Consider the following 14,643-nt stretch of genomic DNA (forward strand, 5'->3'; position numbering starts at 1 on the left):
AGCGGTAAACAAGCTGTTATGTGCGCTTTTCGACAAGTCCGGACAGCACCTCTATATAGCGGGCGAAGGCCTGACGCCCCGCAGAGGTGATGTGCACGCGCGTCAGCGGCTTCTTGCCCTGATAGCCCTTGACGATCTCGACATAGCCCGCGTCCTCCAGCTTGGACAGATGCACCGAGAGATTGCCCTGCGTGGCTTCGAGCACGCCCTTCAGCTCGTTGAAATCGGCGGCTTCGGCGTCGGCCAGATAGGCCATGATCCCCAGCCGCAGGCGGCCGTGGATCGCATCGTCCAGCCGGTTGACGTCAAAGCCACTCATACTTACGCCCGCTGTCCGGCGTCGAAACGCATCAGGAGATAACCCGGCACCGCCATCAGCAGAACCAGCGCCCCGGACAGGATCAGCAGATATTCCGGGGTTTCCACCCGCCACGCCAAAAGAACCGCGGTCATAAACCAGCCCGCACAGACAAGCGCGGCCCACAGCTTGCGCTTGGCAACCGCCGCCACGTACCAGCCGGCCCCCATCAGCGCGCAAAGCGAAATCGGATAAAGCATCCAGATCAGCCACAGCTTTTGCGTGAAGGCGGCATAGCCAAAGACAAGGTTCATAAACAGGTTAGCCAGCCCGACACCGCCAAAGGCCGCATTGATGGCCCGGCTGCCGGCATTGGCAGGGGCCTTATGCCGGTCGCGCCACACCACGACACCGACCACGATCAGAAACAGAATCGTCGGCAGGACACCATTGATCAGATGCCCCAAGGCCCCCAACCGGAGGCGGTCGCTCATGTCCAGACCGTGCAGCAGGCATTGCAGGCCATACAGCAGACCGCCGGACAGAAGCAGCAGGCCGCCCGATATCTGAACCTGCTCGCCGCGATCGACCAGTGCCTTGACAAAGGCCAGAGCTTCCCGCGCGGCCTGCGGGTCGGTGTCGGCACCTGAATCGACAGTTTTTTCGATCCCGAGTGTTTCAGGTGCGCGCTCGCGCGCCGACAACCGCTGCATGACATAACCCGGTGCCGCCATCAGCGCCAAGAGAGCTAGGCCCAGACAAAAGAGATAGGCTGCCACCTGCGTCATCAGCAGGGTCAGGGCCAGTGTGGTGACGAACCAGCCCGCCGAAACCACACCCAGCCACAGCTTTCGACGAATCAGCGCGGCGGCGTACCATACCGCGCCCTGCATGGCGCAGATGACGATGGGGTACAAAAGCCAGATCGTCGTGGACTGGCGACTGATCGCCAGCCAGCCGAACGTCACCGCAATAACCAGATTCAGCAGCCCGGCTGAGGTGTAGCTGGCCGACAGGGCGCGCGTCGCCACACCGCTCTTCCCCTTGCGCTCGCGCCAGGCGACATAGGCGATCACCCCCAGAAACGGCAGGGTCGGACCGATGGCCAGCCACAGGCCGTAGGGCGGCGTGACAGTCAGCCAGCCCGCTTCGATGGCCGCATAGACAAGCGTCTGAAGGCCATAGAGCAGCCCGGCCCAGAAGAAGACCAGCCCCGCCGACGCCTGTGCCCGCGGCCCTTCCCCGGCGAAGGATCGGGCAAAGGCCAGATCCGCCGCTTCGGCAATGCGCGATTTGAAAAATATCCGACCCATGATCAGCAATCAGACTGTAGCGGTTGTTGCGGGCGTCTGGCGCTTGCGCAAAACGCGCTTGCGACCGTCCAGAATCGCCCCGATGAAGCTGTACCTTACCAGAAGCTGATAGCTGAGCAGCGAAAGAAACAGCGTGCTCAAAACGGCCAGCGGCAGCTTTACGAAATAAGGCGCCGAAAGGTCGAGCAACAGGTACTGCATCAGCAAGACCAGCGGCAGGTGCACCAGATAGACCCAATAGGCCGAATCCGCCATGTAGCGCCAGAAGCGGCTGGGGCGATCCAGAAAGCGCAGGGCGACGCCGATCAACCCCAGACACCAGCTCCACAGCCCCAGCACATAGGTTGCTGAATAAAGCGCCCGCCACGCGCCGCCGGTGACCGCGTCGGTTTCGGCCTGATGCCCGCCCAGCCATTGCGCCGCCAGCGTCAACGCCACGGCAGAAAAGAGATTCAGAAAGCCTTTCTTGCGCACCATCTCCAGCCGGTTCGCATTGCGATGCAGGCACCAGCCGAAGACGAAGGTCGACAGGTAGGCGGCGCTGGCCAGCGCATTGGGGATAAAGCCCTTGTCCGGCGTCGGGATGCCGAGCCAGTGATCCCATTGCGGCTGCACCTGAATAAGCAGCCACAGCGGCAGGCCAAACACCAACGGCGTCAGGTCCCAGCGGATGACAAGGCCAAACACGCCGTCGGCTGCGCGGCGCAAGGCCCCGCCGCTGTCGATAAAGGCCAGCAGGCCGCGCAGCGGTACGCACACCGCATAAAGCAACAGCAGCATGTAGAGGAACCACAGGTGCGTCAGGGGAAAGGTCTCTGCCGTCAGGGGCGGTGGTGGGGCTGGCGGCTGGTTCGCCAGCGCCGGATTGGCTTTCAGCGCGGCAAGAATGAGCACCGTGATAATGGCTGCCAGAACCGGAAACCAGAACAGGACCAGTGGGCCCGCCACGCGCTTTACGCGATCAAGGACAAAGCCCGCAGCGCCGCGCTTGCGGTACAGCAGCCGCGCAAAAAACCCGGCCAATATAAAGAACAGGCTCATGCGGAACATATGGATGGTGAAAAACAGCGATCCCACCGCGGCATGGCCCGAAGGATCGTTCACGATCCAGGCGGGCGGCGACATATAGGCCAGTCCGGCGTGCAGCACGACGCCTAAAAACAGCGCCCCGCCCCGTACCGCATCCAGCGCATAAAAGCGCGTTCCGTCCACCCTTTGCGTCTCATTCGTCATGGCGCCCTCCTCCGGCGTCACCCCGGCCATAACGCCGTTGCGTCGGATTATATAAACCAGTTTATAATTTAAACTAGTCTAAAAATGATAAATCCATCCGCCGCTCGCCTGCGGTCGTGATTTGTGCAAAAAGCCGCTCACAGATTGTTGACTTGTGTCTGCGCTTCGCGTAGGAACCGCGCCTCACACATGGCTTGAAGGCTTCGCCCCCGTATGGGCCGCGCGAATTCGGTCAAAGCCTCAGTCATTACTTAGTCAAAGGTTGGGACCATGAAAGTCCGTAGCTCGCTGAAGTCGCTGAAGACCCGTCACCGGGACTGCAAGATCGTCCGTCGCAAGGGCGTGGTCTATGTCATCAACAAGACCGACCCGCGCTTCAAGGCCAAGCAAGGCTAATCGACACCGATTAGGCCTGAAGGCTCACAGAATTCAGCGTCCGGAGTCCGCTCCGGACGCTTTTCTCGTTTATCATGGCTACGAAATTCATCCACAGCTCAGGCACATCCGGCGAATCGCGGCGTATTGAGCGGGTGATTCGCATGGTTTATGGTGAACGGGACCTCCGTTTTCCCTTTCAAGGATAGTTTCATGGCCGACGATCAGTCCGCTCACCCCGACGTCATCACCGCCGCCGCGCAAGGCCGCCTGAAATCGTTTATCGAGCGCATCGAACGCCTCGAAGAGGACAAGGCCGCCATCGCCGGCGATCTGAAAGACGTCTATGCCGAGGCCAAGGGCGAAGGCTTCGACACCAAGGTGATGCGCAAGGTGGTCAGCCTTCGCAAGAAGGACAAGGTCAAGCTTCAGGAAGAAGAAACCCTGCTCGACCTTTATCTTTCGGCTATTGGCGGGCTGTGATGTGATCCTCTCCTGACAAAGGAGAGGATTTTTTATTTGACCCCAATGCCTGAGCGGCGTGTGATGCTCAAATGGCGTTCAAGTCCAAAACGCCCGGCAAGGGGCTGACACGCAAGAGCGAACTGAAGACAAAGGCCCCTCTGTCATCACGGGGCGGTCTGTCTGCCCGGCCGCCTGCGCCCAAACCGCCCTCCTCCCCGCTCGATGAAAAGAAGGCGCTGCAAAAGCGCACCCTGCGGGCGCTGGAACGCGCCAAAAAGGCCGCGGCCGAGGCGGGCGTCGATCTGTCCGAATGGGAATACGACTTTATCGACAGCGTGAGCGACCGCGTAAAGACCTATGGCCGCGCCTTTGCCGATCCGGATAAGGGGGCAATGAATGGGACCCTGTCCCTGCTGCAAGGCGTCAAACTGCGTGAGATCCGCCAGAAGGTGAAATCGCGCGCCGCCAAGCCTGCCGAAGACGAAGACTGAACCGAAGCCTCACGGATAGCGTACTCTGATAAACCGCTATTGATGGAGCGTCCGATGCGTTCACGTGCCCTTCTGTTTGCCCTGGCTCTGACCACCGTCGGTGCGGGCAGTCTTTCCGGCTGCGCCTCGCTGGACATCGCCAGCAACAGCCGCCCGCAACCGGCCTTCGAGCTTGAGTCCTACTTTGCCGGGGAAACCCGTGCCTATGGCGTGTTCGAGGACCGCAGCGGCAAGGTCAGCCGCACCTTCAGCGTGGTGACGCGCGGCACGCCGACGGCTGAGGGTTTTGTACTGGATGAGCGCTTCTTGTGGAATGATGGTGAGCGCCAGACGCGCACCTGGACCTTCCGCAAGATCAGCAATGGCCTCTATGAAGGCCGGGCACAGGATGTGGCCGGAACGGCGCGCATCGAAACGGGCGGCGACGCCATCCGTATCCGTTACCTGCTCAACCTGCCCTATCAGGGCGGCACGCTTAAGGTACGCTTCGACGACTGGTCGCATCTGGTGGCGGACGGGGTCGCTATCAATCGCACCGATGTGTCGAAATTCGGCGTGCATGTGGGGCGGGTGACCTTGAGCTTTATCAAGCCCGGCCACCCGGCCCCGGTGGCCGAGTCATTGACCAAAGACTTTAAATAGTTAACCCGCTTCCTTGACCATGCCTTCAAGGCCGCAGTCACGCACCTTGCGATAGAGCGTAGAGCGGCCGATGCCGAGGCGGCGCGCCACTTCGGACATATGCCCGGCATAGACGCTGATGGCGTGCTCGATCAGGTCGCGTTCGATCTCTTCCAGCTTGCGCAGGTGCCCGGCCCCGTCGAGGATCTTCACCGGCTGATCCGGCAGGCCCGCATCAAGCTGCGTCATGGCCGCCTGATGCTCGGCAATGACCGGCGGCAGCACCGGCGTGGACATAACCGCCTGCGGCAGGTGCTGACCCGAAATGGCCGGGAAGTCATAGGCCTGAAGGTGCGGCGTATCGGCCAGCACAATGGCGCGATAGATGGTGTTTTCCAACTGACGCACATTGCCTGGCCAGTCGTAAGCGCACAGGAGTTGCAGGGCGTCCGAGGCCACACCGGCCACGCGCTTGCCCTCTTCGACATTGAAACGACGGATGAAGTGTTCGATCAGGGCCGGAATATCCTCACGGCGTTCACGCAAGGACGGCGCTTCGATCGGGAAGACATTGAGGCGGTAGAAGAGGTCTTCGCGGAAATGCCCGGCCTTTACCTGATCCTGAAGGTTGCGGTTGGTCGCCGAAATGATGCGGACATCGACCTTGACCGGACGTTTGGCGCCGATGGGGTCGATTTCGCCTTCCTGAAGGGCGCGCAGCAGCTTGACCTGCATGTCAAGCGGCAGTTCACCGACCTCATCGAGGAACAGCGTGCCGCCGCTGGCTTCCTGAAACTTGCCAAGGTGCTTGTCCGACGCGCCGGTGAAGGAACCCTTTTCGTGACCGAACAGAATGGATTCGACCAGATTGGCCGGTAAGGCACCACAGTTCACGGCGACAAAGGGCTTACCGGCGCGATCCGATGAGCCCTGAATGGCGCGCGCGATCAGTTCCTTACCGACGCCGCTTTCGCCCAGGATCAGCACGGGGATGCCCGACCGCGCGGCGCGTTCGCCCAGACGGCGCACCATCTGCATGGCCGCAGACGTGCCGACCAGATCGTCGAACGAGGTGCGGTTGGTGACCTGCTTCTTCAGGCGCGTCACCTCGGCCGCCATATCGCCCATCTGCAAGGCGTTACGCACGCTGACCAGAATACGCTCTGGTGAGGCGGGTTTGATAAAGAAGTCCTGCGCCCCGGCCTGCATGGCCTTGACGACGGTGTCGATGCCGCCCGAGGCGGTAAGCACCACCACCGGCGTGCGAATGCCCGCCGCACGGATGTCCTTGAGCGTGTCGATACCCGACTGCCCCGGCATGACCAGATCGAGAATGACCGCGTCTATGCCGGAGGTGGTGGTCAGGCGATCATAGGCCTGCGGTCCGTTCTCGGCGTGGACGACCGCAAAGCCCTCGCGTTCCAAAACGGCCTGAATCAGCCGCCGCTGGGTCGGATCATCGTCGCAAATCAGAATCGTCTTAGCCATTGCCCGCACCATCTCGTGTTGAGTGTAGGACGCCGCCGAAGACTATGCCGCCGGTTGCGCCTGAGCGCCCGCATGGAGGTGCGGACGATCTGTTTTGAGACACAAATAGAGCAACACCCTGAAAATCCGGTTGAAGGACAGGGTTAATGTCCCGTTGAGGGACGATCAGACCTTATGTAATCCAGCCGCCGACCGTCTCGCCCTTACAGACCTCTTTCTGGCAGCGGATGATCAGCGAACCGCCGACCCACCCCGCCGACCAGTTGACGAAATAGGCCGAACCGTCGGGTGCCGCGAACAGGTTGATAATCTGCGGTGGATAAAAAGGCGCCTTACCGCGCCCCAGACGCTCCAGATCGGTAGGCGAATAGACGATCAGACGGAAGGGCGCACCGGCTATACCGGCAAAGATGTCTTTTTCGGCGACGACAAACAGGGTCTGTCTGAACCCCTTAGGCGCGGCACCTCCCGCAATAGCCGCCAGTATATCATCCGCAGGCTGCTCAGGCCGCGGACGGATGACAATTGCTCTCGCCTCATGTCCGGCCAGCGCCTCCAGAACGAGGCGCGCCACCTGTGACAGGCGCGGATCGGTTGCGGCGCTGTAGGCGCTCAGCGGCAAGGGATCAACGCCGTCGATCAGGCCGTCGCCATCGCTGTCACCCTGGGCAGGGTCGAGGCCGAGACGACGCTCTTCCACATCGGTCAGACCATCCCCGTCTGCATCGGCGCGCAGGCTCTCCAGCGGGATGTCGAGATAAAGCCCCTTTGCCTTGCGCTTATAATCCAGTGAAACCGGGGGAAAGGTGATCGTGTCGAGATCGATTTCCCTGACCTGAACCTCCAGCCGCAGTCGGTCGCCGTCGATCAGCGGCAGGTTCGACCCCGGCGTGACCACATAGGGAAAATGCGTCTGAAGCCCAAGATAGAGCGGCGTCTGCCACCTGCCGTCGCGCTTCAGCGCTACCCACAGGCCATAGGCGGGAATTTCCCCAGCCAGATCGTATTCGGCGGATTCATAGACGACGGTGGCCTCCTTGCCCGATGCCTCATAACGCACCACGCTGCCGATCCATTTGGACAGATTGCGCGGCGGCTTAGGCCCTTCCTTGTCTTCCGGCCATGCCGACATACCCTCAGGCAGGGGGTTTTCGGCCCATTGTGCCGGTTCGCCTGCCACCTTTACGTGCCCCGGACCGTTGCTGGCCCGCAGCAACGCTTCGTCGCGGGCTTTAGCCTCTTCGGCGAAGGCCTTCCATGTGCGGGCCATATCCGGTGCAATAGCGATAAGATCGCTCAGGGGCTCCAGAAAGGAGACGGCCTCAGGGTCGATATAGGGGGCCTGCGGGCGACGCAGCCAGACGGCCATGTCGACATAGCCCGCCTTATCGAGGCGTCGCGCCACGACTTCGCGTACCGCCGGGGCCGCACGGGCCAAAGCGAACAACGCACCATTCCCTTCCAGACTGCCACCTCGGAAAACCCCATTGCCGCACGCATCCTTGTGAGGTTCCACCGCAGTCTGATCACCGACCAAATAGAGTTCGAACAAGGCTTTATCGGTCACTTCGGGGGTAATGGCGTCACGCAGAGGATTGAATCCGGGCGTCACAGATACGCCTTGCCACAGGGTTCGCGCCTCTTCTGCCTGCCCTTCGAGCCACAGGGCGGCACCGAGAGCGACCGCGTTACTTTCAAGCGCATCGACGCTGCGGCAGGCCGCCTCTTTCGACCAGTCAGCCGACGCCTTGAACAGATCAGATTTCATCGCCTCCGGCAGGGCGCGATATCGCCGCACGGCCTCGGCATCGAACCCCCTTTCAACCAGATGACCCACCTGCATCCCTTCCAGCACTTTTCGCCAGCGCAGGCCATCCGGTGTCGGCTTCAAGCGGGCCAGCGTCGTATCGATCAGCGCTGGCAGGGCTCCGCTTCGCATATCCGGCAGACCGGCGTCCCGATGCATAGCCGGCAAGGTGGCAACTCCCACCGGATCGTCTGGCAACCGGCTCAGGAACGCCGCCAGCCATATCTCCTTTTCCGTGTAGAGATAGAGGTCACGAAACGCATCGAGTGCCTTAGGCGTATCCCAGCCGAGGCGGACCAGCGCCGGTGTTTCGTCCTGAGCAATCCTTTTGAGTACCTCGGTCAAAAGCTGACCGCTGGTGTCTGCAACTATCTGTTGCCGCGCCTCGTCATACAGCGGGGCTCCCGGCTCAAAGGCGCATTCGTGGCGGCAATAGGCCACCACCGCCTTCAGCAGCCGCCCGCTGCGCTCTCTGACCAGAAGGCGCGCTGCCTCATCGTACAAAGGCTGGCCCGCCCGGAACGCGCACTGCCTGTCGCAGGTCTCGAAATAATTGACCAGACCGACGATCAGGCTTGCATAGGCGTTGGCGTCTTCCTGCGCGAACCCGAAGTAATGCCCAAAGGCCTGCACGGCTGCATCGACCGGCACCTCTTTCTCGTCTTTTTCGCCGGAAACATAGAGTTGGTACTCCAGTTCGTCCGGCTCGGCCTCACCATGTTGACTCATCGAATGGTCGCGGAACGCTTTCCAGTCCGCCGCCGTGAGACTTCCGGCCCGAACCTCCGACGCGCCAAACAGGACGCACACGGTACCTACCACGAGACCAATGGCTCTGAATTTCATCCCCGCCTCCCCTTATTGCTGCACAGCTTAAACCCTATGGTTTCGGCTGTAAATCCGGAGCCGGCACCTTGAAAGCCCTCGCTTTTCTCCGGCGTTTTAGCTAAGGCCAGGATATGACACAGATCGACTCCGCGGCCCTAGCCACCGACGCCCTTCCCGTCTGGGATCTCACCGATCTTTACAGCGGTGTGGACGACCCGAAGATCGCTGCCGACTTTGCCGAAGCGGCGGCGACCCTGAAAGAGCTTCAGAAGCTACAGGGCAATTTCGTCGCGGCGCGCGGTAATGCCGAGCGACTGGGCCTGCTGATCGATCAGGCGGCCACGCTTTATGAGCGCGCCTCGGATCGCATGGCCGGGGCTATGGCCTATACGACGCTCGCCTCGACCATCGCGCGCGAAGATACACAGATTGCCAAGCTCGATGCCGACCTGCGTAACAAGGCCGCGCTGATCTCGACCGACAGCCTGTTCCTGTCGCTGGAACTGAACCAGTTGGAAGACTGGGAAATAGAACAGGCGCTTCGCGTCACCGAAAAGGCCCAAAAATGGCGGCCGTGGCTGCGGCGTATCCGCGCCAACCGCCCGCATGAATTATCAGCCGATCTGGAAAAGCTGCTGCTGGAAAGGATGCCCGGTGCCGCCTCGTGGGTGCGCCTGTTCGATGAGACCCTGACCCGTTTGCGCGTCAGAATCGGGCCGAAGTCGAAGCCCGAAGTCCTGACGCTCAATGACGCCCTGACGCGCCTGTCCTCGCCTGACGAAGCCGTGCGCAAAGCCGCCGCCGAAGGCCTGTCTGTGGCCTTGAAAGACAATGCGCCGGTACTGGCTCTGGCGCTCAATACGCTGGCCTTTGAAAAGCAGGTCGAAGACCGCTGGCGCAAGTTCGCTACGCCCGCCGCCTCGCGCCATCTGGCCAATGAGGTCGATGGCGATGCTGTCGATGCCATGGCCGAGGCCGTGAGCGAATCCTACGCCGCCCTGTCGCACCGCTACTATGGGCTGAAGGCGAAGGTCATGGGCAAGACGGTATTGAATTTCTGGGACCGCAATGCCCCCCTGACCAGCGCTGCTCCGAAATTGTATAGCTGGGACGAAGCCAGACGCATTGTGCTCGATTCCTTCGCCCGTCTGGGGCCAGACTTTGCCGAACGCGCCGCCGTCTTTTTTGAAAAGCCGTGGATCGACGCCCAGCCGCGCGAAGGCAAGTCGTCGGGGGCCTATGCCCACCCCGTGTCGTCCAGCCACCACCCCTATGTGATGCTCAACTTCACGGGTGAGCGGCGCGAAATGCTGACCCTGGCCCACGAACTGGGCCATGCGGTGCATCAGACTCTGGCCGCGCCTCTGGGCTCTATTCTGGCCGACACGCCGCTAACTTTGGCGGAAACCGCGTCGATCTTTGCCGAAGGGCTGGTGTTCGAATATCTGGTGGCTGATGCCTCGCCCGAAGACAGGAAGGCGCTGCTGGCCGGCAAGATCGAGGATGGCCTCAACAGCGTGGTGCGTCAGATCGCCTTCCATCGCTTCGAAGAACGCTTCCATGCTGAACGTCTTGAGGGCGAAGTGCCGCTCGATCGGCTGAACGCCCTGTGGCTTGAGGTGATGGGCGAGTCACTGGGGCCCGCGATCAGGCTGAACGACGGCTATGAATACTGGTGGGCCTATATCAGCCACTTCGTCCACGCGCCCTTCTACGTCTATGCCTATGCCTTCGGTGACCTGTTGGTATCGGCCCTGATGGAAAAGCGACGCGAAAACCCCGAAGCCTTCACCCCGCTCTACGCGCAGCTTCTGTCGGCGGGCGGGACAAAGACCTATCTCGAAGCGCTGGCCCCGTTTGGGCTCAATCCGCGCGAAAAGGCCTTCTGGGAGATGGGCTGTCAGCGGCTGAAAGGCCTGATCGACCAGTTCGAGGCGCTGGTTTAGGTTCAATCTTTCTTTTCATTAGAGGAGACAAGACAAACGCTTCACCCGAACGTATGTCTTGACGGTACAGCGCACACCTGATGTGCGTCCTCATAAAGGACTTGTCCTACGTCACGTGTCGTCAAGACCTCTATATGGACCCCGCAGGCCTCCAGAGCTGTTTTAAGGTCATACATGCGGCGAATATGCTCCACCGCCTCGGGTTTAAACCACGACAAACCGGGATTGCCGGGATGCCATCTATCACCGTAATAAAGTCGATCTGGTTTTTTTAAATGACGACAGAACCAATCATAGGTTTCGTTCAGTAGGGCGAGCGCCCAGCCCTCTGCATAATGACTATCCTGCGCGTCATCGCAGGCTTGAAATATACCCAAGGCATGTCTTTGCCCTTCGATGGTCTTGAAACAAACGAAGCGGATATAGACCGGGCGATCATCACTTAAGCGCATTGAATTAATCTGTGAGAACCCAATCGCCAAGTAAAGAGCCTTTACCGTCCGATATAGCGCTCCGGGCGGTGCCAGCTCATCATGACCAGACTCATGGCCGCCGCCGACACGACCGAGTACAATAGCCGCTCCCCCGGTATGACGAACATCGACGCCGCCATAATAATCAGGTCGATGATCAGTTGCGTCTGACCGGCATTAATACCGCGCTTTTTCTGAAGATAGAGGGATAAGACGCCCGTACCTCCGGCCCCGGCTCCGTGCCTTGCCAGCGACAATATCCCCATGCCGATGATCGTCCCGCCGAAGACGGCGGCAAACAAGGGCTGCACATAGTCGATATGCACGGCCATAGGCATCAGCACGGCCAGCCCCATGATCGCCATGGAAACGATGATGGTCTTGATCATGAAGACCCGGCCCATGCCCAGATAGGCAAAAATGAAAAAGGGCACATTGATCATCATGAAAAGCACGCCGACCGGCAGCGGGATCAGATAGGAGACCAGCAGTGCAATCCCGGCCACGCCGCCAGTGACCAGCCCGACGGTCTTCAGCAGGACGATCCCCAGCACGATCATCGAACAGCCAATAGCGAAGGCATAGGCGTCCTCCAGAGGCGTGTGCTTCAGACGCTCCGTCGATCCGTCATTGGTGTTACCGGGCTTCAGCGAGGCCCAAAGTCTGGCAAAAATCATGCGTGTGGCTCTAAACCCAGATCCCACCCGCCTGTCGTTCATCCCTGTCCGGATCACGCCGGAACCTGTTTTATAATTTCACTTGCAACCGTTTTAGGCGATTTCAGCGCCTGCGTCCATCAGCCGTTGACCGCAAAGCCCTGCTTTTGTAGAAAAGTACGAACGACAGACTTTTTCAGGGACACGAATCCAATGGCCGGACATCAATCGGGCGACTACCACAAGGGCGACATGGACATCCACGAACAGTCGGAAACCTACGACCTGTTCATGGGCCTGACCAAGTGGGGCAGTCTGATCATCGCCGTTGGCATCCTGTTCTTCGTGCTTCTGTTCGCCGTTAAGGGCGCGGGCTTCTTCATCGCCGGCTTCGTTTCGGCCGTAGTGGCCGTGATTGGCTTTCTGGTGCTCAAGAAGAAGCCGGACGCCCACTGAGCGCGCCAATAGATCAGAGCCAAAGGCCCCACCCGCTGGGGCCTTTTTTGCAACCGGCGCGGCGGCTCATCCACCACACGCTCGACCGGTTGCCCGCGCCACTGGCCGAATTTATCCTGTTTGGTCTGAAGATGGCGTGGTCATGCCTGTTCGGCGCGGCCATGCTGGGGCTGTTGATCGCCACGCACCTGTTCTGGCCGGATAAGGCCCCGCTGCTGCGCTACGACTTCCTGTTCGTCGCGGCGGTGATCCTGCAAATCCTGATGCTGGTCCTGCGTCTGGAAACCTTCGAGGAGGCGCGGGTCATCTTCCTCTATCACGTCGTCGGCACGGTGATGGAGATTTTCAAGACGCATATGGGCTCGTGGGCCTATCCGGACGAAGCCGTCATCCGGATTGCGGCTGTGCCGCTGTTTACCGGCTTCATGTATGCCTGCGTCGGTTCCTTCATTGCCCGCGCCAGTCGGGTGATGGACCTGAGATACACTAACTATCCGCCTGTGTGGGCCACCTTTTTGCTGGCGGCGCTGATCTATCTCAACTTCTTCACCCATCACTATATCTGGGATTTTCGCTATCTGCTGTTCGCCGCCATCGGCGGGCTGTGGTGGCGAAGCTGGATCGTCTTTCGCGTTGACCAAAAGGATCGCCGGATGCCCTTCATCCTCGCCAATGCGCTGACGGCCTTCTTTCTATGGGTGGCGGAAAATATCGGCACGGCCACGCGCACCTGGGTCTATCCGGATCAGGATGTCTGGCACATGGTCAGCCTGCACAAGATGGGGGCGTGGGCGCTGCTGCTGGTCCTCAGCTTCGTCATGGTCAGTCTCGTCATCCCGCCACGCGCCCCACAGGAAGTTGAAGACCGTAAATCCGCAGAACCGTGATAGGTTGACACCTGCCGCAGGTCAGCCTGGCTCAACGCTTGAGCCTCTAAAACTGTCTTTACTAAACCCCGGCGAGGCCGTAAGGCCTGAGTATAAGAAGAATAAAGTGGCGTAAATCGTTGCAATTGTGAGGATTTTTCTGATGTAATCAGACAAATCCGGGGAGAGACACTTGGTTCTTGTCATCGGAATACCGAAGGAAAGCCTGACGGGGGAAACGCGGGTCGCCGCGACACCCGACACGGTGAAGAAATGGGTCGCCAGCGGCCAGCGCGTTGTTGTGGAAACCGGCGCGGGCCTCAGCGCGGCCTTTACCGACGAAGCGTTTACCGCTGCGGGCGCAGAGATTGCGGACACCAAAGCCGTGTGGTCGTCGGCAGACATCCTGCTCAAGGTGCGCGGCCCGTCCACCACCGAAGCAAAAACGCTGAAACAAGGCGCGACCGTCGTCGCCCTGCTCGACGCCTACCGCGAAAAAGACGCGCTGAAAGCGCTGGCCGAGGCCGGTGCCACCGCCTACGCCATGGAGTTCGTGCCGCGCATCACCCGCGCGCAGGTGATGGACGCCCTGTCGTCTCAGGCCAATCTGGCCGGTTACCGCGCTGTGATCGAAGGCGCGCACCTATACGGCAAGGCTTTTCCGATGATGATGACGGCGGCGGGCACCGTCGCTCCGGCCAAGGTGTTTGTGATGGGCGTTGGCGTGGCCGGGCTTCAGGCCATCGCTACGGCGCGGCGTCTGGGGGCGGTCGTCTCCGCCACCGATGTGCGCCCGGCAACCAAGGAACAGGTCGAATCGCTGGGGGCCAAGTTCATCGCGGTCGAGGACGAAGAGTTCAAAAACGCCCAGACCGCGGGCGGCTATGCCAAGGAAATGTCCGACGACTATAAGGCCAAACAGGCCGAACTGATCAGCGGCCATATCGGCAAGCAGGACATCGTCATCACCACCGCCCTGATCCCCGGCCGCCCGGCCCCCCGACTGGTTACGGCGGCGCAGGTCGCCTCGATGAAGGCCGGTTCGGTGTTGGTCGATATCGCGGCCCCGCAGGGCGGCAATGTCGAGGGCTGCGTGCCCGATAGCGTGGCGGAAACGCATGGCGTCAAAATCTATGGCCCGACCAATATCGTCGCGGCCATCGCCAACGACGCCTCGGCGCTTTACGCCAAAAATCTTCAGGCCTTTCTGGGGCTGCTGATCAAGGACGGCGCACTGAGCCCGGATTTTGAGGATGAGATTCTCAAGGCCGCTCTGGTCACGCAAAACGGTGCCGTGGTGCACCCCAACTTACAAAATTAAGGGGGA

Annotated in this window: 15 protein-coding genes; 8 read left to right on the top strand and 7 right to left on the bottom strand. The window is 60.6% G+C overall.

The annotated features are described in order from the left end of the window. Positions 1–16: 16 nt before the first annotated feature. Genes EM6_RS05035 through EM6_RS05050 form a run of 3 tightly spaced genes read right to left on the bottom strand, consistent with a single transcriptional unit; the run spans position 17 to position 2,844 of the window. Positions 17–319: a winged helix-turn-helix domain-containing protein gene (locus EM6_RS05035; protein WP_126420727.1), complete on the bottom strand. Its 303-nt coding sequence runs from the start codon at positions 317–319 to the stop codon at positions 17–19. Between the two features lie 2 nt (positions 320–321). Beyond that, the gene (locus EM6_RS17550) at positions 322–1,611 is read right to left on the bottom strand and encodes a hypothetical protein (RefSeq protein WP_232037101.1); all 1,290 of its coding nucleotides are present in this window, start codon (positions 1,609–1,611) and stop codon (positions 322–324) included. Positions 1,612–1,620: 9 nt separating this feature from the next. Continuing rightward, positions 1,621–2,844 carry an acyltransferase family protein gene (locus tag EM6_RS05050; protein WP_172961137.1) on the bottom strand — a complete coding sequence of 408 codons (1,224 nt, stop codon included), beginning with the start codon at positions 2,842–2,844 and terminating at the stop codon, positions 1,621–1,623. Between the two features lie 270 nt (positions 2,845–3,114). Between EM6_RS05050 and ykgO the strand changes: the two genes are divergently transcribed. From ykgO to EM6_RS05070, 4 genes are all read left to right on the top strand, one after another. Continuing rightward, positions 3,115–3,240 (top strand): type B 50S ribosomal protein L36, encoded by a 126-nt coding sequence (gene ykgO / locus EM6_RS05055; RefSeq protein ID WP_013479043.1) that lies wholly within the window; start codon positions 3,115–3,117, stop codon positions 3,238–3,240. Between the two features lie 192 nt (positions 3,241–3,432). After that, positions 3,433–3,702, top strand: a complete 270-nt coding sequence (locus EM6_RS05060; protein ID WP_013479044.1) for a DUF2312 domain-containing protein — start codon at positions 3,433–3,435, stop codon at positions 3,700–3,702. Between the two features lie 71 nt (positions 3,703–3,773). Further along, positions 3,774–4,175, top strand: coding sequence for a hypothetical protein (locus EM6_RS05065; protein ID WP_126420731.1), 402 nt, complete (start codon positions 3,774–3,776; stop codon positions 4,173–4,175). A gap of 54 nt (positions 4,176–4,229) precedes the next feature. Continuing rightward, positions 4,230–4,817 carry a DUF3833 domain-containing protein gene (locus EM6_RS05070; RefSeq protein ID WP_172961138.1) on the top strand — a complete coding sequence of 196 codons (588 nt, stop codon included), beginning with the start codon at positions 4,230–4,232 and terminating at the stop codon, positions 4,815–4,817. Here EM6_RS05070 and EM6_RS05075 read toward each other — a convergent pair whose 3' ends face one another. Both EM6_RS05075 and EM6_RS05080 read right to left on the bottom strand, forming a co-directional pair. Continuing rightward, positions 4,818–6,284: a sigma-54-dependent transcriptional regulator gene (locus EM6_RS05075; protein WP_126420734.1), complete on the bottom strand. Its 1,467-nt coding sequence runs from the start codon at positions 6,282–6,284 to the stop codon at positions 4,818–4,820. 172 nt (positions 6,285–6,456) lie between these two features. After that, positions 6,457–8,937: a hypothetical protein gene (locus EM6_RS05080; protein WP_126420736.1), complete on the bottom strand. Its 2,481-nt coding sequence runs from the start codon at positions 8,935–8,937 to the stop codon at positions 6,457–6,459. Between the two features lie 113 nt (positions 8,938–9,050). On the opposite strand from EM6_RS05080, the gene EM6_RS05085 reads away from it, so the two are divergent. Next, the gene (locus tag EM6_RS05085; RefSeq protein WP_126420738.1) at positions 9,051–10,865 is read left to right on the top strand and encodes a M3 family oligoendopeptidase; all 1,815 of its coding nucleotides are present in this window, start codon (positions 9,051–9,053) and stop codon (positions 10,863–10,865) included. A 41-nt stretch (positions 10,866–10,906) separates the two neighbouring features. Here EM6_RS05085 and EM6_RS05090 read toward each other — a convergent pair whose 3' ends face one another. Then, complete coding sequence (locus EM6_RS05090; protein ID WP_126420740.1) at positions 10,907–11,317, bottom strand: hypothetical protein; 411 nt, start codon at positions 11,315–11,317, stop codon at positions 10,907–10,909. A 41-nt stretch (positions 11,318–11,358) separates the two neighbouring features. Then, positions 11,359–12,015 carry a YitT family protein gene (locus tag EM6_RS05095; RefSeq protein WP_172961139.1) on the bottom strand — a complete coding sequence of 219 codons (657 nt, stop codon included), beginning with the start codon at positions 12,013–12,015 and terminating at the stop codon, positions 11,359–11,361. Between the two features lie 192 nt (positions 12,016–12,207). On the opposite strand from EM6_RS05095, the gene EM6_RS05100 reads away from it, so the two are divergent. The 3 genes from EM6_RS05100 (at position 12,208) to EM6_RS05110 (ending at position 14,637) form a co-directional block, all read left to right on the top strand. Next, positions 12,208–12,450 (top strand): aa3-type cytochrome c oxidase subunit IV, encoded by a 243-nt coding sequence (locus EM6_RS05100; protein WP_126420742.1) that lies wholly within the window; start codon positions 12,208–12,210, stop codon positions 12,448–12,450. A gap of 47 nt (positions 12,451–12,497) precedes the next feature. Beyond that, the gene (locus EM6_RS05105) at positions 12,498–13,337 is read left to right on the top strand and encodes a DUF817 domain-containing protein (protein ID WP_126420744.1); all 840 of its coding nucleotides are present in this window, start codon (positions 12,498–12,500) and stop codon (positions 13,335–13,337) included. 172 nt (positions 13,338–13,509) lie between these two features. Beyond that, the gene (locus EM6_RS05110; RefSeq protein WP_126420746.1) at positions 13,510–14,637 is read left to right on the top strand and encodes a Re/Si-specific NAD(P)(+) transhydrogenase subunit alpha; all 1,128 of its coding nucleotides are present in this window, start codon (positions 13,510–13,512) and stop codon (positions 14,635–14,637) included. The last annotated feature ends 6 nt before the right edge of the window (positions 14,638–14,643 follow it).

Source organism: Asticcacaulis excentricus (assembly GCF_003966695.1).
Lineage (GTDB): Bacteria > Pseudomonadota > Alphaproteobacteria > Caulobacterales > Caulobacteraceae > Asticcacaulis > Asticcacaulis excentricus_A.